Annotated in this window: 20 protein-coding genes; 9 read left to right on the top strand and 11 right to left on the bottom strand. The window is 72.9% G+C overall.

The window, feature by feature from the left end:
* Nucleotides 1-513: 513 nt before the first annotated feature.
* The 5 genes from ACFVTF_RS06540 to ACFVTF_RS06520 form a co-directional block, all read right to left on the bottom strand.
* Nucleotides 514-696: a hypothetical protein gene (locus ACFVTF_RS06540; protein WP_331743815.1), complete on the bottom strand. Its 183-nt coding sequence runs from the start codon at nucleotides 694-696 to the stop codon at nucleotides 514-516.
* A 167-nt stretch (nucleotides 697-863) separates the two neighbouring features.
* On the bottom strand, nucleotides 864-2,147 hold the full coding sequence (locus ACFVTF_RS06535) for a glycosyltransferase 87 family protein (protein ID WP_387809899.1): 1,284 nt from the start codon (nucleotides 2,145-2,147) through the stop codon (nucleotides 864-866).
* 355 nt (nucleotides 2,148-2,502) lie between these two features.
* Nucleotides 2,503-2,907 carry a hypothetical protein gene (locus tag ACFVTF_RS06530; RefSeq protein WP_387809896.1) on the bottom strand — a complete coding sequence of 135 codons (405 nt, stop codon included), beginning with the start codon at nucleotides 2,905-2,907 and terminating at the stop codon, nucleotides 2,503-2,505.
* A gap of 264 nt (nucleotides 2,908-3,171) precedes the next feature.
* The gene (locus tag ACFVTF_RS06525) at nucleotides 3,172-4,485 is read right to left on the bottom strand and encodes a UDP-glucose dehydrogenase family protein (protein WP_387809893.1); all 1,314 of its coding nucleotides are present in this window, start codon (nucleotides 4,483-4,485) and stop codon (nucleotides 3,172-3,174) included.
* A gap of 918 nt (nucleotides 4,486-5,403) precedes the next feature.
* Complete coding sequence (locus ACFVTF_RS06520; RefSeq protein WP_387809890.1) at nucleotides 5,404-6,246, bottom strand: SDR family NAD(P)-dependent oxidoreductase; 843 nt, start codon at nucleotides 6,244-6,246, stop codon at nucleotides 5,404-5,406.
* A 562-nt stretch (nucleotides 6,247-6,808) separates the two neighbouring features.
* Here ACFVTF_RS06520 and ACFVTF_RS06515 point away from each other — a divergent pair.
* The 7 genes from ACFVTF_RS06515 to ACFVTF_RS06485 all read left to right on the top strand — a co-directional run bounded on the left by ACFVTF_RS06515 (nucleotide 6,809) and on the right by ACFVTF_RS06485 (nucleotide 16,482).
* Entirely contained in the window at nucleotides 6,809-9,529 is a 2,721-nt protein-coding gene (locus ACFVTF_RS06515; RefSeq protein WP_387809888.1) for a BTAD domain-containing putative transcriptional regulator, read from the top strand.
* 128 nt (nucleotides 9,530-9,657) lie between these two features.
* On the top strand, nucleotides 9,658-10,380 hold the full coding sequence (locus ACFVTF_RS06510; protein ID WP_387809885.1) for a DUF4232 domain-containing protein: 723 nt from the start codon (nucleotides 9,658-9,660) through the stop codon (nucleotides 10,378-10,380).
* Between the two features lie 202 nt (nucleotides 10,381-10,582).
* Complete coding sequence (locus tag ACFVTF_RS06505) at nucleotides 10,583-11,320, top strand: helix-turn-helix domain-containing protein (RefSeq protein WP_387810751.1); 738 nt, start codon at nucleotides 10,583-10,585, stop codon at nucleotides 11,318-11,320.
* 69 nt (nucleotides 11,321-11,389) lie between these two features.
* Nucleotides 11,390-12,835: a CoA transferase gene (locus tag ACFVTF_RS06500; protein WP_387809882.1), complete on the top strand. Its 1,446-nt coding sequence runs from the start codon at nucleotides 11,390-11,392 to the stop codon at nucleotides 12,833-12,835.
* A 161-nt stretch (nucleotides 12,836-12,996) separates the two neighbouring features.
* Complete coding sequence (locus ACFVTF_RS06495; RefSeq protein ID WP_387809879.1) at nucleotides 12,997-14,190, top strand: CaiB/BaiF CoA transferase family protein; 1,194 nt, start codon at nucleotides 12,997-12,999, stop codon at nucleotides 14,188-14,190.
* Nucleotides 14,191-14,269: 79 nt separating this feature from the next.
* Nucleotides 14,270-15,418: an acyl-CoA dehydrogenase family protein gene (locus ACFVTF_RS06490; RefSeq protein ID WP_387809877.1), complete on the top strand. Its 1,149-nt coding sequence runs from the start codon at nucleotides 14,270-14,272 to the stop codon at nucleotides 15,416-15,418.
* Entirely contained in the window at nucleotides 15,415-16,482 is a 1,068-nt protein-coding gene (locus ACFVTF_RS06485; RefSeq protein ID WP_387809874.1) for an acyl-CoA dehydrogenase family protein, read from the top strand. The genes ACFVTF_RS06490 and ACFVTF_RS06485 overlap by 4 nt, the downstream gene beginning before the upstream one ends.
* A gap of 161 nt (nucleotides 16,483-16,643) precedes the next feature.
* On the opposite strand, the gene ACFVTF_RS06480 is transcribed toward ACFVTF_RS06485, so the two are convergent.
* Nucleotides 16,644-17,237, bottom strand: a complete 594-nt coding sequence (locus ACFVTF_RS06480) for a TetR/AcrR family transcriptional regulator (protein WP_387809872.1) — start codon at nucleotides 17,235-17,237, stop codon at nucleotides 16,644-16,646.
* Between the two features lie 125 nt (nucleotides 17,238-17,362).
* On the opposite strand from ACFVTF_RS06480, the gene ACFVTF_RS06475 reads away from it, so the two are divergent.
* A complete protein-coding gene (locus ACFVTF_RS06475; RefSeq protein ID WP_387809869.1) occupies nucleotides 17,363-18,490 on the top strand; it encodes an FAD-dependent oxidoreductase in 1,128 nt (375 codons plus the stop codon).
* Nucleotides 18,491-18,801: 311 nt separating this feature from the next.
* Here the strand turns inward: ACFVTF_RS06475 and ACFVTF_RS06470 are convergent, their stop codons facing one another.
* Genes ACFVTF_RS06470 through ACFVTF_RS06450 form a run of 5 tightly spaced genes read right to left on the bottom strand, consistent with a single transcriptional unit; the run spans nucleotide 18,802 to nucleotide 25,060 of the window.
* Nucleotides 18,802-20,091 (bottom strand): cytochrome P450, encoded by a 1,290-nt coding sequence (locus tag ACFVTF_RS06470; protein WP_387809866.1) that lies wholly within the window; start codon nucleotides 20,089-20,091, stop codon nucleotides 18,802-18,804.
* Entirely contained in the window at nucleotides 20,088-20,216 is a 129-nt protein-coding gene (locus ACFVTF_RS06465; RefSeq protein WP_387809863.1) for a hypothetical protein, read from the bottom strand. Before ACFVTF_RS06465 ends, ACFVTF_RS06470 begins: the two co-directional genes overlap by 4 nt.
* 22 nt (nucleotides 20,217-20,238) lie before the next feature.
* Nucleotides 20,239-21,477 carry a cytochrome P450 gene (locus ACFVTF_RS06460; RefSeq protein WP_387809860.1) on the bottom strand — a complete coding sequence of 413 codons (1,239 nt, stop codon included), beginning with the start codon at nucleotides 21,475-21,477 and terminating at the stop codon, nucleotides 20,239-20,241.
* Nucleotides 21,474-24,572, bottom strand: a complete 3,099-nt coding sequence (locus tag ACFVTF_RS06455) for an amino acid adenylation domain-containing protein (RefSeq protein WP_387809857.1) — start codon at nucleotides 24,570-24,572, stop codon at nucleotides 21,474-21,476. The genes ACFVTF_RS06460 and ACFVTF_RS06455 overlap by 4 nt, the downstream gene beginning before the upstream one ends.
* A gap of 44 nt (nucleotides 24,573-24,616) precedes the next feature.
* A complete protein-coding gene (locus ACFVTF_RS06450; RefSeq protein ID WP_387809855.1) occupies nucleotides 24,617-25,060 on the bottom strand; it encodes a pyridoxamine 5'-phosphate oxidase family protein in 444 nt (147 codons plus the stop codon).
* Between the two features lie 365 nt (nucleotides 25,061-25,425).
* On the opposite strand from ACFVTF_RS06450, the gene ACFVTF_RS06445 reads away from it, so the two are divergent.
* Nucleotides 25,426-26,481 carry an ATP-binding cassette domain-containing protein gene (locus tag ACFVTF_RS06445; protein WP_387809852.1) on the top strand — a complete coding sequence of 352 codons (1,056 nt, stop codon included), beginning with the start codon at nucleotides 25,426-25,428 and terminating at the stop codon, nucleotides 26,479-26,481.
* Nucleotides 26,482-26,485: the final 4 nt, after the last annotated feature.

Here is a 26,485-nt window from a genome sequence, read left to right as displayed (position 1 = left end):
TTGCAGATCGACCGGATATGACGCCACGACAGCCGACTGTTGGCCATTCGAGAGGTCGTACAGATGTGCGGCCGACGAGGCTGGACTTTCTCCGTTCTGCTCCGGAGGCGTCCCCTCCTCGGTGCACGTCCTAATGAGAAACACGGCGCAGGGTTTCTGTCGGGTTCAGCCGATTCTCGACCGATTCTCGAAGAACGAAAGGCCTGGTGAGGGCGCGGGGCGGAGATCCATTCGTCGTGCAGCTGCGGACAGCGAGCGACGAGGTCGGGGCAGGGCCGGATGATCCCGAGAATGCCGGGGTACCGGCCGTGGAATCCGGCGATCTTTCCATAGGCGCACCGGGGCCGGATCTCGCCGGTTCTGATGTCCGCGCGGATGGCCGGCCGCCCACTGGGGATCCGCCGACGACGAGTCATGCGAAGGCCTGCACGAACAGGCGCACATGGCGGTGATCTTCGCGGACACCCTGCCGCGAAGATCACCGTTAGCGCATCACGCCACGATGTCGATCGGTTACCGAACACGTTCCGAGGCGGGAGGGGAGATCGTGCCCGCGGTGACCGGCTCCGGCGTGACCGTGATGTAGGTCGGGGCCGGAGCGGTCTCCCGGGCGCGCGCCGTGTACCAGCCGGCGCCGAACGCGAGGATTCCGATCAGGAGGCCTGCGAGGACCATGGTGACGTACTGCTGTTTCATGCCCCCAAGGGTAGAGCGCCCGTGGTCAACTCCCGTGCCGCCACGGCATGATGGCCCCCTCTCGCGTCAACCGAGCTTGACGCGAGAGGGGGCCATCATGTCGCGGGAGCCCCCGCCGGGGAGGAAGGCCACCGCCCGAGGGCGCGTGACCGGGCGCTGCGGCGGACCTACGCGGTCAGCGCCGCCGACTCCGGGGCCGGTTCGAGGCCGCCCGGAGTCCACGAGCGCCGGAACTCCCCGATGGCGGCCCGGAGTACGGCCATCAGCGCCAGCAGCATCAGCACGCCGTGGGCCGGCATCGACAGGTACGGCGACACGCTGGGGGCGATGAACTTGAGGTAACTGCCGAAGGACGACAGCTGGACCAGGACCGGCACGTACCAGAGCCGCCCGGGCAGCTGGAAGGCGATGATCACGCTGATCACGTCCGCCACGTAGAAGTAGCGCTCGTGCATGGACGGCAGCAGGAACGGCACCGCGATCGCGAAGACGGCGGCCAGCAGCAGGAGCCCCGTGTCCGTGAGCTTCGGCCGCCCCTCCCGTACCGTCGGTCCGTTCTCCAGCGCCACCGCCTGCCCGGCGCGGCGGATGGCCCAGACCGCCAGCCCGATCAGCACCAGCACCAGCGCGCCCGCGACCAGCACACCTGCGTGCCGTACGCCGTCCTGCTCCTCGAACGGCACCGAGACGAACTGGTAGACCGACGGCGCGTTGAGCGTGAGGTCCTTGTACGTGTCCGGCTGCCGGGCGTACACCGTCAGCAACTGCCACGGGTCGGAGCCGAGCAGCATGGCGGGGATGTCGAGGGCCACGTACACCGCCGGAATGGCGAGCAGGCTTCGCCACGGGATCCGTCGCGCCAGCACCAGGACGAGCAGGAGCGGGAACAGGAAGACCGCCTGGAGCTTGAACGCCAGCGCGATCCCGAAGAACGAGCAGGCCCACCAGGGCCGGTCGCGCAGGATGTGGTAGACGCCGCCGACCAGGAAGGTCGTGAAGATCGCGTCGGCCTGGCCCCACCAACCGCTGTTGGTCACGACCGTGGGGAGGAAGAGGACGATCACCGCCGCGCCGAGGGCCCGCCAGGGCCGCTGCGGCGACCGCAGAGCGACGATGCGGAACGTGTAGTACGCCAGCGCCAGGTCGAACAGGATCGAGATGCACTTGATGCCCGTCAGCGCGGCCACCGGAAGGTAGGTGAGCGCGGCCATCAGGTACAGGTAGGGGACGTTGTAGTCCGAGAAGCCGGTGCCGCTGAGAGCGTGGAACCCGCCGTTGTTCGCGATGTACTGGTACCAGGGCCCGAGGAAGTAGTAGAAGTCCGTCGACTCGTTGTCCAGCATCAGGATGCGGATCGAGAGCGCGGCCATCACCGCCGCCATCGCGGTCAGAATCAGGACCGTGGGGTCGGCCGTGCTCTGACGCGGCTCCTCGGCGGTTATCTCGGACATCGGTCTCCATTCGGGTCGGCGGTGCGGTGGGCCGGCCGGGGTGCGTGCCATGGGTCGGACGGCGAGGCCGGTACCGCGCCCCCGCGGGGGAGCCCCGTCCGCAGGGCGGCAGCCGGACCCGAAAGCCCTCCGTGCCCCCACCCCTTGGTCCACCCCCGTGGCCCGTTCCCGCGGGCCGGCCCCGACGGTGGCATCCGGCGGGTGGTGCGCGAACGGGCGGATCCGCCCCCGGCCGATCATAGGCGCCCGGGTCCACGGGCACTCTGGTGGCCCCGGACCGTCGAGGTGCGGAGAAGAGCAGACCCGGTCGGCGCGGACGGCGCCGGTCCGCAACGCCCTGCGGCCGCCGATCGTCCTACTGCTGCTCCGCAGAAGTCGCTGGAGGGGTGTTGGGCTCGGCCGCGTATTCGTCCGTGAGGATGCTGCAGGTGCACCAGTCGCCCGTGCACGGGGCTCCGGCCTCGGCGCCGTAGGGGCCGAGGCCGGCCATGAGGCGGAGTACCTCCGTGCGCTCCGGCGCTGAGAGGACGGGGAGAACGGGGAGCGTCGCAGAGTTCGGCAACTGCTGCCAGACGGCCGGATCGTCGGCCACGTCACCGATGACCTGTGCGTCGATGAACAAGGTGTAGAGGGGATGCTCGGGAAAGTCGTTGAGTCGCAGGACCCACCAGTGCCCTTCGACCCGGGCCGCGTAGCGGAAGACACCTGTGCCGGTGCCGCACCACGTGGTCCCCGGGGGCAGCGCAGGGAGAGCAATCATGCCCGCGTCCTCCGGGCTGCTGCGTCAGCCGGGGGCGGACCGGCGGGGTCGCCCGGGTGCGCAGCGCAGGCGCGGCCGAGGGCGTCCACCGATTCCGCTGGGTTCTTCGGCACGGGCCCATCCTGCCGGGTGCGGCGTCGGGCCGCCAGGGTCGTCGGCTGCGTGTGATGGCCAAGGGGTGGGGCGGTGCTCGATCGGCAGGTTCGCGAGAGTCGGACGGGACCGACGTGGCTGCCGGGGCTCCGTGCGAGCCATCAGTACGGGTCAGGGGCGGCCGAGGGCGCGGAAGGTCCAGCCGGCCGCGCGCCAGCGAGCGGCGTCGAGGGTGCCGCGGGCGTCGATGACCTGGGGGACGGCGATGCGCCGGGCGAGGTCGGCCGGGTCGGCGTCGGAGTACTGGGGCCAGTCGGTCAGGTGCAGCAGCAGTTCGGCGCCGGTGACGGCCTGGGTGGGGTCGTCGGCGTAGTCGAGCCGGGGGTAGGTCCTGCGGGCGTTGTCCATGGCGGCGGGGTCGTGGACGGTGACCTCGGCGCCGGCCCGCCGGAGGGCGTCGGCGACGGCCAGGGCCGGGGAGTCGCGGATGTCGTCGGTGTGGGCCTTGAAGGCGGCGCCCCAGACCGCGATCCGCTTGCCGGCCACGGCGTTGCCGAGGGCTTCGCGGGCGAGGTCGACGGTGTGCTCGCGCCGGCGCCGGTTGATCGCCGCGACCTGGCGGAGCAGGCCGGTGTCGGCGCCGAGCTCTTCGGCGCGGTAGGTGAACCCGGCCAGGTCCTTGGGCAGGCAGCCGCCGCCGAACCCGAGGCCGGGCCGCATGCCCTCGGCGCCGATCCGGTGGTCGTAGCCCAGGGCGAGGACGATCTGCCGGACGTCGGCGCCGGTCAGCTCGCAGAGCTCGGCCATCGCGTTGATGAAGGAGATCTTGGTGGCGAGGAAGGCGTTCGCGGCGCCCTTGATCAGCTCGGCCGTCGCGATGCCGGTGACGATCAGCGGGGAGCCGGCGGCCAGGACGTCGGCGTAGACCTGCCGGAAGACGGCCTCGCTGACGGTGTCACCGTCCTCGACGCCGAGCACGATCCGGGTCGGCTCCAGGGTGTCCAGGAGGGCGAACGACTCGCGCAGGAACTCCGGCGACCAGGCCAGGCCGACGCCCACCCCGGCGCGGAGGTGCTCGTCCAGGGTCTGCCGCAACTCCCTGACCGTGCCGACCGGGACGGTCGATTTGCCGATGATCACCGCGCCGTCGCCGAGCCCGGGGGCCAGGCGCCGCACGGCGGTGTGGAGGTGGGTGAGGTCGTAGGCGCCGCTGCCGTCCCGCTGCGGGGTGCCGACGCCCAGGAAGTGGACGTCGGCGAAGTCGGCGGCCTCCGCGTAGGAGGAGGTGAAACGGAGCCGTCCGGTGGCGGTGTGCTTGGCGAGCAGGTCGTCCAGGCCACGCTCGGTGAACGGGGCCTGGCCCTTGTTCAGCGCGTCGACCTTGTCGGTGTCGGTGTCCATGCCGAGGACCTGGTGGCCGAGCTCGGCCATCGCGGCGGCGTGGGTCGCGCCGAGGTAGCCGCAGCCGATCACGGTGAGCTTCACGAACGTGTCCTTCCGAAGGGAGCGGGCGGCGTCCGCGCCCGCCGGTCCTGCGATTCCGCGCATCCGGTTGTCACCCCTGAGCGTGAATCGGTGGCGGCCCCGCCGGGAGGAGGTTTCCCCAGCCCCGGCGGAGGCCCGGAGCACCAGGCAACCGCCTGGCGGCCGGTGCGGAAAGGGCTCGCAAGGGGGCTCACGACTCGTGGAGCCGGTTCACCGCGAGCGGCGGAGGCCCTACCCTCGACGATCCGGCTTCAGGTGTCGGGCATGCTTGGCCCCGGCGACATGACCGAGGTCAGCGGTCCACCAGGGCATCTACGACCAGAGAAGCTTGAGGCACTCAGAGGCCGGCGGGGTTTGCTACCGGTTGCGGCGGCGAGCCTCGTTCAGGGCCTCGGCGGCCTGAAGGACATCCCGGGCGCCAGGGTGAGGAGCCCGGCGACGGTGCCGGGCCTGTAGTAGCGCCGCGGCTTCGGCTTCTTCGGTGAAGTCATGTGCGTGTCTCCTTGATTGACCGTTCATCAGTGACTGTAGGAGACGTCTCTGACACTCAAGGTGGTCGCACAGTCACGAGTGGTGCCTGAGCTCTGCTTTCGATCCAACTGGGGCGGGCGGCCAAGGGCCGGACCCTGCCAGCGCCGGATTCGACGCGGGGCGGGTGTTGGTCAGCTGGTGAGGGCATCACCGAGCGCCGCCCCATCTTCGTTCGCGGACTCTGCCGACACTGCAAGACGCGGCAATCAACGTGGTTTCCCACGGCATGAGTTGAGTGTGCTCAGCGGTGCATCCACTGGTGGCGGTCGCTCCCTGGGGCGGCTGAGGATCGTGACTCGAAGTCTGCGTCGGACAGCGCGACCAGGCGGTCGACTTGAGCAATCGACCGTCGAGATCACCTGTAGAGGCGGATGCGCTCCCTCAAGGTCAGGGGGAGAGAAGGTCGCGCATGCGGGTCCGTTCGGCTCGGGCAGCCGTGGCGGGGCGTCCGGCCGTCATGCCACCGTCGACTGCGAGATCCTGCCCGGTGACCAGGCGGCTGGCGTCTCCGGCGAGCCACAGTACTGCCGCGGCGATGTCGTCGGTCCGGACGGTGCCGGGGAGCGGTTGGCTGGAGTCCAGCAGTGGCTTGAACGCCTCGGCCACTGACGCGGCCGAGGCGTCAGCAGCCGATGCGTCGGCTCCGGCGCCCTTGGCGAAGATGCCCGTCGGCACGAAACCGGGGGAGACGCTGTTCACGCGGACCTCGTGCTCACCCAGGTCCACTGCCGCGCAGCGGGTGAGGTGGAGTGCCGCGGCCTTCGCGGTCGAATAGTCCAGGCCGGACCAGCCGGCGATCTTTCCCGCCAGGCTTGCCACGTTGATGATGCTTCCCGAGCGCTGGGCCACCATCTGCCGTCCGGCGTGCTTGATGCCGTGCATGACGCCCGCGACATGGACCGCCAGTGTCCGGGTGAACACGGCCGAGTCGAAGTCGGTCACCGACGCCATGTTCCCCGGCCCGCCTGCATTGTTGACCATGACGTCGAGCCGGCCGTAGCGTTCGACGGCGTGGCCGACCAGTGCCTCGACGTCTGCCTCGACCGACACGTCGCAGCGCACGAAGGTCGCCGACCCGCCCAGTGCCGCGGCCCGCTGGTGTCCTTCCCGTTCGCGGCGGCCGGCGAGGACGACGTATGCGCCCTCGGCGGCGAACACCTCCGCAATTCGGGCTCCGATACCGCTTGTTGCCCCGGTGACGACGGCGACCTTGCGGTGCAGACTCTTCATAACGCAACTCCGGTGTCGGGTCCGAGGTGCATGCAACAGGACCGGGTACGGCAATGGTTGAGCATTATCATTGGCCATCAGGGATCCCTGAACAAGTCACGCCGTCCAGCGACCGGGCTCGCGCGGGCGGGCCGGCCGGCGTGGACTGGCGTTCGATGGCGGCATGATCGCCTGTGCCGTGATCCAGCGCGCCGTGAACCAGCGCGGTGAGATCCCGGTCGCGAGAGACGGCGGCGTGCGGGTCCGGCAGACGCGTTCGGCGCACGGGGCTTGACGGGAACGGAGTGCTTGGCCGGCTTGAAGCGCAACCGCCACCTCCGCACCGCGTGGTTCAGGGCGTTGCGGAGCATGGCCGCCGCGTGGTGGACGGTGGTGCTCCAGCGGCCGGCGGCGAGCTGCGTGCTCACCCAGGCGTCGATGTGCTCGGGCCGAAGGCCGAAGGCCGACGAGCAGCATGCCGCCGATGCTTACCGGCCCGACCCGGTCGGTGGCGGAGCAGTGCGGTATCCGTACTGTTCCATGTCCCGATCCCCAGTAGCCCCCGGAAGATAGGCTTCGGTTCATGGAGTTCCAGGTCCTCGGCCCCGTGTCGGTCAGCGGGAGCGACGGGCCGTTGCCGCTCGGGCCCGCCAAGCGGCGCAGCCTGCTCGCGATGCTGTTGCTGCGGGCCAATACCGCGGTCTCCGTCGACACGCTCACCGAGGCGCTGTGGGACGACGAACCCCCCTTGCACGCCCGCACCGTGATCCAGGGCCATGTCTCGCGCCTGCGGGCACTGTTGGCGGGCGTCGGCGCATCGGCATACGGCGTCGAGCTGAGTACGCGCGGCGCCGCGTACCACCTGGAACTGCCGGAGACGCTGCTCGACGCCCACCGCTTCGAGGGTCTGGTGGCGCTGGCCCGCCGCGCCGCCGACCCCGGTGACGGGGCCGCGCTGCTCATCGAGGCCCTCGCCCTGTGGCAGGGTCCCGCCCTGGCCGGCGCCTACCAGTCGCCGCTGCTGCGCTCCGCCGCGCACACCTTGGACGAGGCGCGGCTCGCCGCGGTCGAGCTGCTCTCGGACACGTACGTCGTGGGCGGTGAACACGAGCGCGCTGTCCAGCTGTTGCGGCCGGAGACCGGGGCCCATCCGCTGCGCGAGCCGCTGGCCGCCCGGCTGGTCGAGGCGCTGCACCACGCGGGGCGGTCCCCGGAGGCTCTGGACGCCTACCACCGCGCCCGCCAGGTTCTCGCCGACGAGCTCGGCGTCCGTCCGGGCGCCGAGCTGACCGGGGCCTTCACCCTCGCCCTCGGCCCCGACAGTGCCCCCGCGGGCCGGGCCGATGCGCCCCAACCCGCCCTGGAACCGGTGCGGGTCCGGCCCAGCCTGCTGCCTCGTACCCCGCGTGGGTTCCACGGCCGTACAGCCGAGAGCGCCGCGCTGACCGCGGCCGCGGCCGGACCTGACGGGCCGGTCGTCGTCGTCACCGGGCCCGCCGGGGTCGGCAAGACCGCACTGGCCGTGCACTGGGCGGCCGGCCGGCGCTCCGACTTCCCCGACGGGACGCTCTACGCCGATCTGCGCGGGTTCAGCGACACCTCGGACCCCGAACCGGCCGAGCTGCTGCGGGAGTTCCTCGTCGCTCTCGACGTTCCACCGCGCCGGATGCCCGAGTCGGCGGACGCCGCCGGTGCCCTGTTCCGCTCGCTCACCGCCGAACTGCGGCTGCTCGTCGTCCTCGACAACGCCCGTACCTCCGCCCAGGTGCGCCCGCTGCTGCCCTCGGGGCCCGGCTGCGTCACCGTCGTCACCAGCCGGGCCCGCCTCGCCGGCCTCGTCGCCTCCGACGCCGCCCGCGTCGTCGCCCTCGACGTCCTCGCCACCGACGACAGCGTGGCCCTGCTCGCCCGTGTGCTCGGCGAGCACCGAACCGCCGCAGAGCCCCAAGCGGCCCGCCGTACCGCCGAGCTGTGCGGCGGGCTGCCGCTCGCGCTGCGGGTCGCCGCCGCTCGGCTCGTGGAACTCCCCGCCCTCGGCCTCGCCTCGCTCGCCGACCGGCTCGCCGACGAGCGCCAGCGGCTCGCGTTGCTCGCCGCCGAGGACATCGGTGTCGCCTCCGCGTTGCGGCTCTCCACCGCCCACCTTCCCGCCGACGCGGCGCAGTTGTTCACCTCGCTCGGCCATCACCCGGGCACACACGTCGACCGGTTCAGCGCCGCCGCGCTCGCCGGCACGACCCCGCCGGATGCGGCCCGCGCCCTCGACCGCCTGGTCGCCGCGCACCTGCTCACCGAGACCGCCCCCGGCTGCTACGTCCTGCACGATCTGGTCCGGCTCTACGCGCGCGGCCAGAGCCACGACCCGGCCGCCCGCAGCGCGGCCCGGCTCCGCCTGTACGACCACTGCGTGGCGACCGCGCTGTCCGCGTCCGAGGCCGCGGAACCTGGCGGGGAGCCCGCCTTCGTGCAACCTGACGACTTTCAACAGCCGCCCGCAGTGCGCGACTTCACCAGTCGCGAGGAGGCGCTCGGTTGGTTCGCCGCCGAACGCGACGACCTCGCCCTGATCGCCGCCGCGGCCCGCGCCGAGGACCGGCCCGATCGGGCCTGGCGGATCGCCGTGACCCAGTGGCCGTTCGTGGTCTGGCGGGTCCTCGCCGACTGGGCGCCCACCCTGGAGGCCGCCCTCGCCGACGCCCGCGCCTGCGCCGACCCCTATGCGGAGGCCCGCGTCCTGACCCTGCTCGGCTGGGTGCTCGCCGAGGAGGGCCGTACCGCCGAGGCTGTCCGGCACCTGCGCGTCGCACCCGAACTCGCGGCCCGCGCCGGCGACATACTCGGTGAGGCCACCGCCCTGGTCAACCTCGCCGCGGCCCTCCCCGACGACGAACCCGGCGCCGCCGAAACGGCCTGCACCCGAGCCCTCGCCCTCGCCACCGAGGCCGACGACGCACACACCCGGATGCTCGCGCTCCAGCACCTGGCCCGCATCCACCTCGGCGCGGGCCGCCACCGGCAGGCGTACGAGGCGGCCGAGGTGGCGCTCGGCCTCGGCCCGGAGCACGAGGCGGTCGCCCGGCGCGTGCTCCTGCGTACCTGGCAGGGCGAGGCGCTGGCCGGGCTCGGCGACACCATGGCCGGGCGGCGCCGCCTCGCGCAGGCCGCGCTCGAGGCCGAGCAGACCGGCTTCGATGCGGGCGCCGTCACCGCGCTCGACGCCCTGCTGCACATCGCCGACCAGGACGCACTGCCCGAACTGCGGCGCCGGCACGCGGCGGCACACGCCAGGATCCGGGAGCGTTAGCCGGGCGTTAGCGCCGCCGCTGCGCTCGTTAGTGATCTGCCAGCGTGCCGCAACACCCTCGTTCAGGTCAGGGGGAAACGACCTCGTGCAGGATCGCGACCCACGAACGATAACCGGGGGAAACAGCCATGCGCACCACCACCCGTCCCGCCCGTCCCGCCCTGCTCGCCGTCGGCGCCGTCGCCGCGCTCGCCCTGTCCCTGACCGCCTGCAACGACGTCAGCGGCACGCAGGACAGCGCCGCCGCCGGCAGCAGCGCATCATCAGCCGCCCCGTCGGGTTCCACCCCCGCCCCGGCGTCGGCCTCCACCTCGGCGTCCACCTCGGCCTCGGCGCCGTCCGGGGGCAAGGCGAGCGCGAGTGCTGGAGGCAGCTCGCCCTCCCACGCCGGCGGAGGCGGCATCACCGTGGCCTGCACGACCAAGAACACCTCGGTGACGTTCCTCCAGTCCGCGGGCCACGCCGGTGACGCGCAGGCCGCCGCGGCCACCCTCAAGATCACCAACAGCTCGGGTGCCCCCTGCACCATCGTCGGCCCGACGACCGTGGTCGCCGACGACGACCAGGGCAAGGCGAGCCCGGTCTCGGGGGACAACTCCAAGGAGGGCTCGGAGGCGGTCGACGTCCCGGCGGGCGCCGCGGTGGTGGCGGACGTGCTGTACAACGATGTGAACGGCGAGGGCACCAAGTCGGCCCGTTACACCTGCCCGGTGCAGGCGTCCCACGTCAAGGTCGCGTTGCCCAAGGACGCGGGCACCACGGTGAACGTGATGAAGGCGAACGGCTCGCCGGGCGGAGTCTTCAGCGTCTGCGGCACCGACTTCAAGGTCGGAGCCTTCGCGGCACGGTAGGGCCCGACGCGGCCCCGTCCGTTCGTACGATCCTCGGCATGACGGCGTGGATCAGGTGCAGGTGCAGGTGCAGGTGCAGGTGCCGGGCCGGTGACGTCGGCAACGGGCCGGAGCCGGCTTGCTCACCGGATGGTGGGGGAGAATCGGCGGGCCGTGTCGGCGTGATCGGCCGGCGACGTACGACAGGGACAAGGCGGGCGGGATGAGCGAGCACGGCCGACGGCGGCCTCACCGTACGGTGGACCGGGTCGTGTGGATCCTGGAGGCCGCCGCGCGGGCGCCGGGCGGGGTGACCGTGGCCGAGCTGGCGCGGGCGGCCGGGGCGCCGGCGAGTTCGGTGCAGGATCTGGTCAACGGACTTGTCGCGACAGGTTTTCTGCTGGAACAGGGCCGGCGCTTCCGGCTCGGGCCCGCCCCGCACGTCCTCAACCTCATCGCCGGTCGGGTCGTCCCGCGGATCGGCCAGGCCGAGCTCAACGAGCTGAGCCGCGTCGCGGGCACCCCGGTGCTGCTCACGGTGCGGGTCGGGCTCGATGCCGTGCACCTGGCGCGCGGCGGCGAGGACGAGATCCCCCGCCTCCTGCCGCTCGCCGACGAGCACATGGCCCGGCCGCTCCTGCGCACCGCCGCGGGCCGTCTGCTGCTGGCTCTCACCGACGAGGCGGAGCGCCGTGGGCTGCTCGACGAGCTCGCCCGCCACGACCCCGAGGCGGTCGACGAGTTCCGCCGCGCCCTTCCGGGGATCCGTGCGTCGCGGATCAGCCGCAGCGAGGGTCTGGCTGATCCCGAGGTCAGCGCGCTCGCGATCCCCGTCACTGACGGCCCCGTCGTCACGGGTGCCCTCGTTCTGACGCACCGGCGCCGTGGCCGCTCGGAGCGGCTGAGTCTGGACCGGGCGGCGGCCCGGCTCCTCGCGCACATCCAGGAGGGGCGGACGTGACGTCCGCATCGGTTCACGGATATCCGTGAACGCGGGCGCTCGTGCGGTGCGGGGAACGAGCATCCCGGCATGACTTCGAACACGATGACCACGGCCGAGCCGACACCTCCGCCGTCCACCGCCGAGATCGTCTCCAGGCTGCTGCACACTCTCGGCGAGCCCGATCCGGCCCGGGGAGCCGAGGACGTCACCGTCGTCGGGGCGGATCCCCTGGTGCCCTCGGTGCATCGCCTCGCCGATGCCATGTCGGCCGCGATCGGTGTCTTCGGGCGGCAGACGGCGGCGGTCGGCGAACAGCGCGGCCACCCGCACCAGAGGGTCGAGGTGCAGGCCGGGGGTGCGATCGACCAGCTCATGGCGACGTATCACACGACGCTCTCGGGACGCCCGCTCGTCTCCCTCCTCGACGATCCGACCCTGCTCGGCAACAGCGACTTCTACCGGGCGCGCGACGGCCGGTGGATCTTCATCATCACCACCTATCCGCATCTGCGGGACGCGGTCCACTCCGTGCTGAGGTGCGGGCTCGACAAGGTGGGGATCGCGCAGGCCGTGGCCGGCTGGGATGCCTTCACGCTGGAGGAGGCCGTCTGCGCGCGGGGCGGCGTCGCCTGCGTGGTGCGCAGCCGGGACGAGTGGCTCGCGCACCCCGCGGGGCGCCATGTCGCGCAGCGCCCGGTCGTCGAGATCGAACGCGTCGGTGACGGACCGGCCCGGCCGCTGGAGCCGATCGGCGCGGCGGATGAGGCGCTTGCGGGCGTACGGGTGCTCGATCTCACCCATGTCATCGCAGGTCCCGTCGCGGCGCGGCTCCTCGCCCAGTTCGGCGCCGACGTGCTGCACCTGTCGCGTCCCGACCGCCCCGACCCGATCCCGATGATCGCGATGACCGGCGGCGGCAAGCGCAACGCCTACTGCGACCTGCGCGACGATCACGACCGTGCGGCCTTCCACGACGCGCTCCAGGACGCGGACGTCTTCGTCCACGCCTACCGGGGACTTGCCCGGCACGGGGCGTCGACCGAGGAACTCGTCCGGCGCCGCCCCGGACTCATCACCCTCGAATACCACGCCTGGGGCGCCGACGGCCCCTGGGGCGAACGCGGCGGGTTCGACCAACTCGCCTGCTCGGCAACCGGATTCGCCGTCGAGGAGTGGACCGACCGGCCATCGCTGCCGCCGACGTACCTGCTCAATGACTACCTCGCCGCCTACCTCGGGGCCGCCGCCGTCGCAACGGTCCTGCGCCGACGTGCGGCGGAGGGCGGCTCGTGGCGGATCCGCGTGACCTTGGCCGGGGTGTGCCACTGGGTGCAGGAACTCGGTCTGCTCGCGCGGGAGGACGTACTCGGCCTGCCCCGGCCCGGGCGCGCGCCGCTCGCCGCGCTGTCGACCACGGGGACCGACTTCGGCCCGCTCACCGAACCGGCGACACCGTTCGCGTACAGCGGGCGCACGGTCCCCCAGACCGGCCGGCGGTCCCCGCTCGGGTCCGCTGCGCTCCGGTGGCGCTAGACCACTTCCGGGCAGCCGGCCCTGGCGACCGAAACAGCTGCTCATGGCGGCGAACGCGGCGAGTTCCACCGCATCCGCCTCTTCGGCAGCACGTGTCCGCGGCCGCCCGTACCGGACCACCGTCCACCCACCCCACCCGATGCCCCAGGAGGCACAGGAAGATGTCCGAGCAGCCGAGCGGCCCGTCCGGCCGAGGACTCCTCGCCGGAGTCCGTGTCATCGAACTGGCCAGCGTGATCATGGCTCCGTACGCCGCCCAGCAACTGGGAGACCTGGGCGCCGACGTGATCAAGGTCGAGCCGCCCACCGGTGACATGACGCGCCACTACCCGCCACAGCGCCACCCCGGCATGGGCGGCGCGGCACTCAACCTGAACCGCAACAAGCGCAGCGCCGCCATCGACCTCAAGGCCCCGCACGGCCGCGACGCCCTGCTCGCCCTGCTGCGCACCGCCGACGTCCTCATCACCAACCTGCGCCCGCAGGCCCTGGAGAAACTCCGCCTCGGCTACCACGACGTCACGGCCGTCAACCCCGGCCTGATCTACGCCAACGCCCAGGGCTTCCGCAGCGACAGCCGCTACGGCACCCACGCCGCGTACGACGACATCATCCAGGCGGCCAGCGGCCTGGTCTGGCTCAACCACCAGGTCTCCGGCCAGCCCCACTACGTTCCCACCGTGCTGGCCGACAAGATCTGCGGCATGCAGATCGCCCAGTCGGTCCTGGCCGCGCTGCACTACCGGGAGCACGGCGGCACCGGACAACACATCGAGGTCCCGATGGCCGACACCATGCTCGCCTTCAACCTGGTCGAGCACCTGGGCGCGGCCGCCCTGGAGGCCGACGGGGCGTTCGGCTCGCCGCGCTCGCTCAGCCCACAGCGCCGCGCCCTGCGCACCGCCGACGGCTGGATGTGCATCCTGCCGCAGAGCGACCGCAACTGGCGGGACTTCACCGCCTTCGTGGGCCGCCCCGAACTGGCCGCCGACCCACGCTTCGCCACCGGCCCCGACCGGGCCCGCAACGCCGACGCGTTCTATCCGCTGCTCGCGGAGCTGACGCCGCGTCACACCAACGGCCAATGGCAGGAGTTCTGCGACCGGGCGGGCATCGCAGCCGCTCCCGTGCTCGACCTGGCCTCCGCCGCCACCACCGCCTACGCCCGCGAGGGCGGCCTGTTGTACGAGGCCGAGCACCCCACCGAGGGCCGCTACCGGGTCATCGGCAGCCCGGTGCGCTACTCGGCCTACCCGGAGCCGGAGCTACGGCCCTGCCCGGCCATCGGTCAGCACACCGAGGAGGTCCTTGGCGAAGCCGGCTTCGATGCTTCCCTGCTGCACCGCGCAGGCTGACCGGACTCCCGTGTCGAAGAGAACGCCCATTCACCAGCCCAGGAGCGAACAAACCATGTCGCCTTCAACGCTTTCGCCGATGGCATTCCCCGACGTCATCCTGCCCGAATCGGCCCACCGGCTCCGTGCCGAGGTCCGCGCCTTCCTCGACGAGGAGCGCGCCCGCGGCACCGTGCTCGGCCGCCCCGACTCCTGGCTGGCCGGCTGGGACCCCGACTTCAGCCGCCGCCTGGCCGAGCGCGGCTGGGTCGGCATGGCCCTGCCCGTCGAGTACGGCGGCGCCGGTCGCGGCTTCCTGGAGCGCTACGTGGTGATCGAGGAACTGCTCGCCGCCGGTGCACCGGTCAGTGCCCACTGGGTCTCCGACCGGCAGGCCGGCCCGTCCGTCCTCCAGCACGGCACCGAGGAGCAGCGCCGCTTCTTCCTGCCCCGGATCGCCGCCGGGCGGTGCTTCTTCTCCATCGGCATGAGCGAGAAGAGCAGCGGCTCCGATCTCGCCTCGGTCGCCACCCGCGCCGAACGGACCGCCGACGGCTGGCGGTTGACCGGCACCAAGATGTGGACCGGCGGCGCTCACGTCAACGACTACGCCATCGTCCTTGCCCGCACCGATGAGGCCGAGGACAGGCATGCCGGCCTCAGCCAGTTCATCGTCGACCTGCGTGCCCCGGGCGCGCGGGTCGAGCCGATCCGGCTGATGAGCGGCGAGCACCGTTTCAACGCCCTCCACCTCGAAGGCGTCGACGTCCCCGACGGCATGCTGCTCGGGCAGCGGGGCGACGGCTGGAAGCAGGTCACCGGCGAACTCGCCTTCGAACGCAGCGGCCCCGAACGCTACCTGTCCACCTTCCCGCTGCTGATCTCCCTGCTCCGCGAACTGGAGCAGCGCTCCGCGACAGGCGAACAGCTCACCCAGGTCGGGATTCTGGTGGCACGCCTGCACGGCATCCGCCGACTGTCCCTCGGCGTGGCCGCCGCTCTGGACACCGAAGCCTCGCCCGACACCCAGGCCGCCCTGGTCAAGGACCTCGGCACCCGTCTGGAGGGCACCCTGGTCGACATCGTCCGCAGCGTCCTGCCGACTCCCGCCGACCCGCACGCCACCCCCGGTACCCACCCGGAACTGCTCGCCTTCGCCCTGCTGCACAGCCCTGGCTACACGCTGCGCGGCGGCACCAACGAAATCCTTCGCGGCATCATCACTCGCGGTCTGGAGCAGCACCGATGAACACCCACACGATCGACACCAGTGCCCCCGTCATCTCCGCCGACGCCTACGACACCACCGCCTTCTACGCCGATGCGGACTCCATCGCCGTCGTCGCCAACGCGACCGCCCCGGACGCCGTGGCCCTCCCCGCCCCGGACGCCCCGACCGCCGAACTCCTCGCCACCGCCCAGGAGGCAGGACGCCGCGCCGTCCCCACCCCTCTCGCGGAGACCGCCCTGGTCGCCCGCCCGCTGCTGCGCCGCGTCGGCCTCCCCGTCCCCGACGGCCCGCTCAGCTACGCCATCGCCGCCGAGCTGACGGTCCGCTACGCCCGTCCGGCTGCCTCCTCCGTCGGCTCGGCCGGCTGTCTGGGCGACGACGACACCCTGCTGGTCACCGGCACCCTGCGCCGCGTCCCCTGGGCCCGCACCGCCACCGCCGTCATCGTCCTGGCCGCCGCCCCCTCCGGCCCCGTCCTGTTCACCCTCACCCCGGACCAGGCCGTCCTCACCCCCGGCGGCAACCTCGCCGAGGAGCCCCGCGACGACCTGCACCTCGCCGCCCTGGAGATCCCCGCCTCCCACGTCCGCCGGATCTCCCCGGAACTGCTCGACGAGGCCCGGCTCCGCGCGGCCCTGGCCCGGGCCGCCCTGATCGCCGGAGCCGCCGAACGCTGCGTCGAACTGACGGTCGCCCACACCACCGCCCGCACCCAGTTCGGCCGCCCGCTCAGCCGCTTCCAGGCCGTCAAGCAGGAGGAGGCACGGCTCATCGAGGAGGCCGCCCTGGTCCGCGCCGCCGTCCAGGCCGCCGCCACCCCCCTGGACACCGGCGGGGCGGCCGCCCACTTCGCCGTCGCCGCCGCCAAGACCCAGGCATCCGCCTCGGCCGCCGAGATCGCCCGCATCGCCCACCAACTCCACGGCGCCATCGGCATCACCCAGCTCAGCCCGCTCCACCTCGCCACCACCCGCCTGTGGTCCTGGCGCGACGAGGACGGCAACGAGGCCACCTGGGCGCCCGCCCTGGCCCGGTCCGTCACGGCCGCCACCCTCTGGCCCGCCCTCACCACCACGCCCTGACCGGTGGCCCCTCGCCCCCGCGCCAGCCGTCGATCGACCGATCGACGGCAGGCGCGGGGGCGAGGACGTCATCGTCCACGCCGGCGTCGCGGAGGCCGTCCTGTGGTGAGCGCCACTCACCTCCTCCACCGAGCACTGACCTGACCGCGGCGCCGGCCGGGTCAGGTGCCCGGGTGGGAGGCTGACCAGCCGTGTTCGAGCAGCGCGAAGGCCTCGTCGGCGGCTCGGCGCGGGTCGGCGTGCTGCAGGATGAGGCCGCGGGCCTCAAGGGCGAAACGGGCGAGGGCGGCGCAGCTGACGTCGTCCTCGGGGGCGTTGACGGCCTCGGCGATGGCTCGGGCCAGGGCGGTTTCGTGGCGCGTCCACATGCGGTGGGCGTAGTCGCGCAGTGCGGGGGTCTCCTGGACCATGCGCGTGAAGTCGGCGAACCGGGGGTCCGCGGTGTGGACGGCGAACTGGGTCTGCGCCAGCAGGAGGTGATCGCGCAGTGCCTGCGGGATCGACGTGCCGGGGGTTCGTTCGCGGACGGCGGCGACGAGTGTTGCCTCGATGTCGTCCTCCTGGTCGAAGACCAGGGCTTCCTTGCCGGAGAAGTGCTTGAACAGGGTGGTCACCGAGACGTCGGCGGCGTCGGCGACGTCCTTGACGCCGACCTGGTCGTAGCCGCGTTCGAGGAAGAGGTCGAGTGCGGCGTCGGCCAGGGACTGGCGGGTCTGGGCCTTCTTGCGCTCGCGGCGCCCGGTCGGTTCGGTCACGTGCCCACCATATCGGCATAGTGCACCCGCTGCAAAAGTTTAGTCGTTGCGCTTATTTAGCGAGTGTGCTTTCTTGGTGGTGTCGGGCCTCCCAGTGGCCCACCCACTTCCCGAGGGGGACTCCCATGAACTCCGCCCGCACTTCCCGTGATCCCCGGCATCCCCGCATCGCGATCGTCGGCGCCGGCCTCGGCGGCCTCACCTGCGCCCGGGTCCTGCAGCAGCACGGCCGCTCCGTCACCGTCTTCGAGCGCGAGGCATCCGCCGACGCCCGCCCGCAGGGCGGCACCCTCGACCTGCACGCCGACAGCGGCCAGGCCGCCCTGCGCGCGGCGGGGCTCCTCGACCGGTTCCACGCCCTCGCCCGCCCCGAAGGAGACGCGTGGCGCGTGCTCGACTTCGCCACCGCCGCGCTCGTGGCGCAGCAGGGGCCTTCCGCCGACGGCGGCCGGCCGGAGATCGACCGTGGCCAACTGCGCGGCCTGCTCCTGGACTCGATCGCCGAGGGCACGGTGCGATGGGACCGCGCCGTCAGCGAGGTCACCCCGCTGGCGGACGGCACCTGCCGGCTGCGCTTCGGTGACGGCACCGCCGAGGACTTCGACCTGGTGGTCGGCGCCGACGGCGCCTGGTCGCGGGTCCGCCCGGCCCTGTCGCCCGCCGCACCCCGCTACACCGGCGTCACCTTCGTCGAGACCGGATTCGACCACTGCGACACCCACCACCCCGACCTCGCGCGGCTGGTCGGCGACGGATCGATGCTGGTGAAGGGCGCCGGCAGGTCCCTGGTCGCCCAGCGCAACAGCAACGGCCACATCCGCGCCTACATCGCGCTGCGCGTGCCGGAGGACTGGCACATGGCCGCCGGTGTCGACCTCGGCGACCAGCGGGCCGTGCGAACGCACCTGCTGAGGGCGTTCGACGGCTGGGACGAGAGCCTGCGCTACGTCCTGCGCAACAACGACAGCGGGTTCGTCAGCCGGCCCCTGTTCGTCCTGCCCGCCCCGCACACCTGGCAGCACGTCCCCGGCGTCACGCTGCTCGGCGACGCCGCGCACCTGATGCCCCCGGTCGGACTGGGCGCCAATCTCGCCATGCTCGACGGCGCCGACCTCGCCCACGCCCTCGCCACCGAACCCGGCGTCGACGACGCCGTCCGCGCCTACGAGAGCGTCATGTTGCCGCGCTCGGTCGAGGCCGCGACGGACAGCGCGCAGGGACTCGACCACCTCGTTCCCGCGACGGCCCCCTGAACCGACTCCGCTCGGGCTCTGACTGTCTTCGCTCAGGGGCCTGATGTGGAGTCGTCCGGGGCGGGTCGAGCGACTGTCGGCTTCCACGGGCTGTCCGGACCCTTCGGTCGCTGCGCATTTGCGCAGGTCAGGGCGATGGCAGGGACTGAAGCGACTGAGGTTGGGAATTGGGTGCACGGTGTCGCTCGGTCGCCCGCGGCGGCATCCCGAAGGTCTGCTCGTTCCACATGACGCCGCCGTACTCGCGGGGCCCGTTCTGCTGCTTCACCCCCAGCCAGGGACGGCGGTGAGCGCAACGCCCGGCGGTGTCCTCACGGCGGCGGGGGCCGGCGGCTTCGCGGTCGTTCCGGTGGATCGCCGACCCCTTGAGCGGCAGCGGTGGTGACGTGCCAGCTGACGGGGAGGGTGAGCGGTGACTTGCTCGGGGATTCGTCGTCCCAGGTGGGTTCCTGTCCTTCGGCGAGGCGCAGTCGCGGGAAGCGGTCGAGCAGGGCTTCCAGTCCCACGGTCATCTGGGCCCGGGCCAGGTGCGCGCCGATGCAGTTGTGCGCACCCCGGCCGAAGGCGAGGTGCGGGTTCTCCGCCCGGCACAGGTCGAGCCGGTCGGCGTCGGTGAACACCCGCTCGTCGCGGTTGGCCGAGGCGAGGACGGGCAGGACGGCGTCTCCCGCGCGGATCCTGCGGTCGTGCAACTCGATGTCCTCGACGGCCTGGAGGACCACGACGCCGTTCATGACCGGTACGTAGCGCAGGAGTTCCTCCACCGCGCCGGGGAGGAGGCCGCGGTCGTCGCGGAGCCGGGCGTACCGGTCGGGAGCGGTCAGCAGGGCCACCACGGCGTCGGCCAGGAACATGGTGCTCGTGCGGTAGCCGGCGACCAGCATCGAGAGCCCGAAGGTCACCACGCTCTCCCCGTCCAGGGTGCCGGTCCCGCACGCGTGGACCAGCCCGGTGAGGACGTCGTCGGCGGGCTCGCGCCGCTTGCGGTCGAGCAGTGACGTGATGTACTCGCGCAGTTCGGAGGTGACCTCGCGGCCCTCGTCCAGGGTGACCATCGCCCCGAGGGCGGCGTCCGCCCTGGGCAGGAAGTACTCGCGGTCCTCGTAGGGGATGCCCACCAGCTCGCACATGGCCAGCAGCGGGAAGGGCTCCAGGAAGCCGCCGACCAGGTCGCCGGGCTGCCCGGCGGCCGTGAAGTCGTCCAGCAGCCCGTCGGCCGACCGGCGCAGTCGCGGCAGCCGGCGCCGGACGGAACGGACGCTGAACGGCTCGGCCAGAGCGCGGCGCAGGGCCTCGTGGCGGGTGCCGTTCAGTTCCATCATCGTGATCAGGCCCGGCTCGTCGTCGGCGGCCCGGTCGGGTCGGGGCGGCCAGTCGTTGATGGTCGGCCGGACCAGCCGGGGGTCCGCGATCAGGTCCCGGACGTCCTCGTAGCGGGTGGCGTACCAGGCGGTGGCGCCGATCGGCAGCCGGACCTGCGCGAGCGGGCACTCCCGGCGCAGCCACCCGTACTGCGTGGGCGGGCCCATGGTGCCCGGCGGCGGCAGGGGCAGGTCGATGGCGGGCGGGTCGGCGGCGGGTTGCGGCGGTGAGCTGCTCACTGGCGGTGCTCCCTGGTCGCGTACGAGGTGGTCGGGTACGAGCTGATCGCGTGCGAGGTGGTCGGGTACGAGCTGATCGCGTGCGAGGTGGCCGAGTGCGACGTGATCGCGTGCGAGGCGGTCACGTGCGAGGTGGCCGGTCGGGGCTCACCAGCTGACCGGGAGGGTCAGCGGTGACTTGGTCACGGATTCGTCGTCCCAGGCGGGTTCCTGTCCTTCGGCGAGGCGCAGCCGCGGGAAGCGGTCGAGCAACGCCTCGACCCCTGCGGACAGTTCGGCGCGGGCCAGGTGGGCGCCGAGGCAGTTGTGGGCTCCGCGTCCGAAGGCGAGGTGGCCTCCGCGGCCCGTGGTCGCGCCGGCCCGCTCCAGGTCGAGCCGGTCGGCGTCGGCGAACACCCGCTCGTCGCGGTTGGCGGAGGCCGGTACGGGGATGACGGCGTCGCCCTGGCGGATCGTCCGCCCGTGCAGTTCGATGTCCTCGGTCGCCAGGAGGATCACGGTGCCGTTCATCACCGGCATGTAGCGCAGGAACTCCTCCACCGCGCCGGGCATCAGCTCCCGGTCGTCGCGCAGACGGGCCCACAGGCCCGGCCGGGCGAGCAGGGTGTGCACGGTGTCGGCCAGGAAGAAGCTGCTGATGCCGAAGCCGACGGTGAGCATGGACAGCCCGAAGGCCATCACGTCGTCGTGGGTCAGCTCGCCGTCGTCGCACCGGCGGACCAGCCGGGTCAGGACGTCGTCGCCGGGCCGGTCCCGCTTCCGGGCGATCAGTGCGGCGACGTACTCGCGCAGCAGGTCGGTGACCCGGCGCCCCTCCTGGGAGGTCACCATGCCGCCGAGGGCCGCGTCCAGCACCGGGAGGAACCAGTCCCGGTCCTCGAAGGGGATGCCGACCAGGTCGCAGAGCACGAGCAGGGGGAAGGGGTCGGTGAAGCCGGCGACGAGGTCGCCGGGCGGGCCGTCGTCCTCGAACGTCCGCAGCAGTCGCCCGGCGAGCTCGCGGATGCGCGGCAGGTGGTCGCGCACGGCCCGGGAGCTGAACGGCTCGGCCAGCGCCCGGCGCAGGGCCGCGTGCCGGGGGCCGTCGAGTTCGGCGATCGTGACCAGGCGCGGCCCGTCGTCCGCGGGTTGCCCGGGACGTGGCGGCCAGTCGTTGATGGTCGGTCTGATCAGCCGGGCGTCCGCGAAGAGCATCCGGACGTCCTCGTGCCGGGTGGCGTACCAGGCGGTCGCGTCCATCGGCAGCCTGACCCTGGCCAGGGGGCAGGTCTCGCGCAGCCGCGCGGACTCCTCGGGCGGCCCCATGGTGCCCGGCGGCGGGAGCGGGAAGTTCAGGACGTCCGGCTCGGCGCCGTCCCCCCGCGCACCGGGCGGCGGTGCGCTCATGCCCGCGCCCCTTCCGGGTGACGGGGGCGGTGGCGGGGGCAGGGGCGTTCGATGTAACCGGTGGTGTAGAAGTACTCCAGGTAGCGGTCCAGCAACTCCGCGTCGACGGGAGGGCAGTGCAGGCCCGAGGCGGCCAGGTCGTGTTCGACGTTGGCCCGCCCGACGGTCGGGAAGGTGCCCTCGAAGTACATCTCCTTGACGGACATGTCGGCCCGCTTGCAGCGGTCCACGCACAGTGAGACGAACGGGGCCGTGGGGCTCGTGGGGTGCTGCGCGACGTGGCGGACGAGCTCGCCCACCCACTCCTCGTAGGGGAGCCGGGAGATCCGGTGGCCGGCGATGTCCATCCGGTCGAGCATGTCGCACAGGCTCGCGGCGCGGGGGTTGGTCAGGTGGTAGGTCCGGCGGGTGGCGCGGTGGGTGGTGGCGATGTGCACCACGGCGTCGGAGAGGAAGTCCACCGGGACGAAGTCCAGCGGCAGCCGGATGTCGGGGGCGAGCCCGGTCTCGCTGATGGTCCTGAACAGCGAGCAGATCGCGGTGTCGGTGTTGCACGCGCCGGTGTGCCGGTCGCCGGTGATCTCGTACGGACGGTAGACCGCCACCGGCAGGCCCTGGTCCTGGTCCGCGGCGTCGCGCAGCACCTCCTCGGCGACCCACTTGCTCTCGGCGTAGCCCATGGTGAGCCCGTCGGCGTGGTCGAGCGGCAGGTCCTCGTCGACGTGCCGTACGCCGGCGGTCCCGAAGCCGGCGAGCACCGCGATGGTGGAGAGGAAGTGCACCGGCACCCGGCGCCCGGCCGCCAGTCGGACGAGCTCCCTGGTGCCTTCCACGTTGGTGCGGCGCAGCGCGTCGTACGGATAGATGAAGTTGACCTGCGCGGCCGAGTGGATCACCAGGTCGACGGTGTCGGCGAGTTCGTCGGCGCGGCCCGGTTCCAGTCCGAGGCCGGGCTCGGCGAGGTCGGCGGGGAGGCACACGATGCGGTCGGCGGCTTCGGGGGTGGCGAGGCCGAAGCGGGCGAGGTTGCGCATCACCTTCTGCCGGGCGTGGGCGGGGGCCCGGCTGCGCACCGGGCAGCACACCCGGGCGTCGGTTCGGCGCAGCAGCGCGTCCAGGAGGAAGGCGCCGACGAAGCCGGAGGCGCCGGTGAGCAGCACCTCGGCGGGGTGGTGCCAGTCCGGTTCCGGCCCGCGCGGTGGCGGGAGGGTGAAGCCCAGCCGTGCCTCGGCGCGGAAGTCCACCGGGCCCGCGTCGGCGTTCACCCTGCCGTGCGGGCCCTGGAGGGCGGCGACGGCGGCGGTGAAGTCCTCCAGGGTCGGGGAGCGCAGCAGGCTGTGGACGAGGGTGCGGCCGTGCCGGGCGTCGAGCTCGAAGGCGGCCAGCGTACGGGTGACGGCCTCGGCTGCCAGCAGGGAGTCGCCGCCGATGTCGAAGAAGTTGTCGCCCGGCGCCGGGTGCACGCCCAGCACCACCTGCCAGATCCGGGCCACCGTGTCCTGCGGGCCGGCCGCGGTGCCGTTCACCGCCGCCGGGACGGCAGCCTGCTCGGTCGCCGCCACCCTGTGTAGCCGGGCGCGGTCGACCTTGCCCCCGGCCGTCACGGGGAACCGCGCGAGTTCGACCAGCCGCGCGGGCACCGCGGGTGCGGGCAGCCAGGCGGCGAGGCCGCTGCGGATGCGGTCCAGGGTCAGTGCCTGGCCGGGGCGGGCCGGGGTCACGTACCCGATCAGGGCGTCGCCCTCGCGTTCGACGACGGCCTCGCCCACCGCGTCGTCCGCGCGCAGCCGCGCCTCCACCTCGTCCGGTTCGATGCGGTGTCCGCGCAGTTTGATCTGCCGGTCGACCCGGGCCCGGTACTCCAGTACGCCGTCCGGGTGCCGGACCACGCGGTCACCGGTGCGGTAGAGGCGCGTACCGGGCCCGACGAGGTCGTCGACGAAGCGCTCGGCGGTCAGCCCGGGGTCGCCGAGGTACCCCAGGGCGAGCCCGTCCCCGCCGACGAGGAGCTCGCCTTCCTCGCCGGTGTCGGCGAGCGTGCCGTCCGGGCGCAGCACGTGGCAGGTGGAGTGCTCCAGGGGGAGGCCGATCGGCACGGCCGTCGCCTCGGGGGGCAGGTCGTGCAGCGCGTGTGCGGTGGACACCACGCTGTTCTCGGTCGGCCCGTAGAAGTTGACCACGGTGGTGTCCGGGCAGGCCGCCAGTATCGCGCGGGCCAGTTCCGCGTCCATCGCCTCGCCTCCGGCCGAGGCGAACCGCAGGGACCGCAGCGCCGAGGGCCTGGTGCGCGCGATGTGGTGGAACACCCCGGTGGTCAGGTAGGCGATGCTGACCCGCTCGGAGAGCAGCAGCGATTCCAGGGCGGTCGGCGAGAGCAGTTCCTCCTGGTCGGCGATCACGACGCAGGCGCCGGCGAGCAGCGCGGGCCAGATCTCGATCGTGGAGGCGTCCGAGGAGAGGCCGTAGGCGTGCAGGACCCGCTCACCGGGCCGCGGCCGCTGCCGGACCAGGTCGGAGGCGGCGAGGCGGACGATTCCGCGGTGCGGGATCGCCACGGGTTTGGGGCGGCCGGTCGAGCCGGAGGTGAACATCACGTAGGCGCAGTCCGCGGGGAGCACCCGGGGCTGCGGCACCGCGGCCGGGGCGGTCGGGGCCGGGCCGCCCAGGTCGATGCGGGAGCGCACGCGCCGGATGCGGCGGGAGCTGCCGGGCAGCGTGACGACGGTGTGCACTCCCGCGTCCTCGGCCATCGCCTGCAGACGCGCGGGTGGCGAGGCGTCGTCGAGCGGGACGTAGGCCGCACCGGTCTTGAGGATGCCCAGGAACGCGACCAGCGCCTCCGGGGAGCGGGCCCCGCACACCCCGACGGTGTCGCCGTGCCGCACGCCGGAGTCGTGCAGCCGGGCCGCCACCGCGTCGGAGCGGAGCTTGAGTTCGCCGTAGCTGATGCCGCGGCCGTGCTGGACGGAGGCGATGGCCCGCGGGCGGTGCACCGCCCGGGCGTCGAACAGCTCGTGGAGGCAGCGATCGCGTGGATAGGGCACCGCCGCGGCGTGCTCGGCCGTCTCCTGATGCGTCGTCGTTCGGGTCTTCATCGGGACGTCACGCTCTCTGCCGCACACGGACCGCGCGCGGGTGGCTACGGTTCGAACTCCTTGGCGAAGGCGGCGAAGTCGGCGGTCCGCCATCTCTCGGGCCTCATGCGGATGAGGACGTCGTCGGCCAGCTGCCCCCGGTTGGCGTCCAGGTACGCCGCCGCCGTGTCCGCGTCCAGGTACCGGCGGGCCAGCTCCTCGCGTGCGTCCGGCGGCAGCGGGTCCTCGACGGCCACCACCGGCCCCTCCACGCTGACGTAGCGGTAGGGCGCCGACTCGACCTGCGCGCAGAGGCTGAACCGGCCCGCGCTGCGGATGAGCCGGGCCTTCAGCGTCGTGCGCCCGGTCTGGATCGTCACCAGCCCGCCGGGCCGGTAGGAGTACCAGAGCGGGACGAGCAGCGGTCCGCCGCCGTCGCGCGCGTCGTCCACCCCCAGGATTCCCACGTGCGGGGCGGCGAGGAACGCCTCCCGGGCTTCGACCGACATCCTGAGATCCACTGGTACCGCCTCGATTCGGCAGGAGACGCATCCGGTATCGATCCGCGCGAGGGAGCGTGAGCCGGCGGGGGCCTCCGGGCGGCCGGCGCGTGACCGCCGCAGGTCGGTGCGGGTCCTCGGTCCTTCTCGTCCGGTGCGCACGGCCTTCGGGAACCCGGTGGGGCGGCCGGGGCAGGGCCGGGGCCGGGCTCTCTCCTCCACGTTTCCACCACACCCGGGTGGCTCGCATCCCGGCGGCCGCGCACGCGGTGCCCCCGCTGCCCCGCCGAGGAGCACGACGGGCGCTGCGGGGGGATCCTGCCAGTGCCGGCCGTCAGGTGGTTCCCGGCCGGTTCCAGGAGGAGGAGGGGCACATGAGGGCGGCCATCCGGGCCGAGGGCCTGGTGAAGGACTTCGGCGACGTACGGGCCCTGGACGGGGTCGACCTGGACGTGCCGGAGGGGACGGTGCTGGGCCTGCTCGGCCCCAACGGCGCCGGCAAGAGCACCACGGTGCGGGTGCTCACCACCCTGGTGCGGCCCGACGCGGGCAGCGCCCACGTGGCGGGGGTGGACGTGCTCAAGCACCCCGGCCGGGTCCGCAGCCTGCTGGGCCTGTGCGGCCAGTACGCGGCGGTCGACGAGTACCTCACCGGCCGGGAGAACCTCCAGATGGTCGGCGAGCTCTACCAGATGCGGAGCAGGGACGCCAAGGTGCGCGCCCGGGAGCTGCTGGAGTGGTTCGACCTCGCCGAGGCGGCCGACCGGCCGGCCAGGACCTACTCCGGTGGCATGCGCCGCCGGCTCGACCTGGCGGCCGCGCTGGTGGTGCGGCCGCCGGTGATGTTCCTCGACGAGCCGACCACCGGTCTGGACCCGCGCAACCGGCTGGCGCTGTGGGAGGTCGTCGAGATGCTGGCGGCGGAGGGCACCACGTTGCTGCTCACCACCCAGTACCTGGAGGAGGCCGACCGGCTGGCGCACGACATCGTCGTGGTCGACCACGGCCGGGTGATCGCCCGCGGGTCCGCCGACGACCTCAAGACCAGGACCGGCGGCGAGCGGGTGGAGGTGGTGGTCCACGACCGTGAGCAGATCGGTGCGGCCGTCGCGGCGCTCACCCCGTACGGCGGGGGCCCGCTCAGCGTGGAGCAGCACACCCGGCGCATCCTCGTGCCGGTGGGCGGGGGCGCCCGGGTGCTCGCCGACGTCATCCGCGAGCTGGACGGGCTGGGCGTCCTCATCGACGACATCGGCCTGCGCAGGCCCACCCTCGACGACGTCTTCCTCTTCCTCACCGGCCACGCGGCCGAGGAGAACGAGCCGGGAAAGCCGCCTCGGACGGCTTCCGGGGCCGGGCGGCGCCGGTGGGCACGGGACGCCCGGGGGAATTCCCGGCGGGGGCTTCGGCGCTCCCACGGGAGGCAGTGACTCC

Source organism: Kitasatospora sp. NPDC057940, from assembly GCF_042887425.1.
Taxonomy (GTDB): domain Bacteria; phylum Actinomycetota; class Actinomycetes; order Streptomycetales; family Streptomycetaceae; genus Kitasatospora.
Note: the sequence above shows the minus strand (reverse complement) of the source record. Positions and strands in the feature narration are given on the sequence as shown.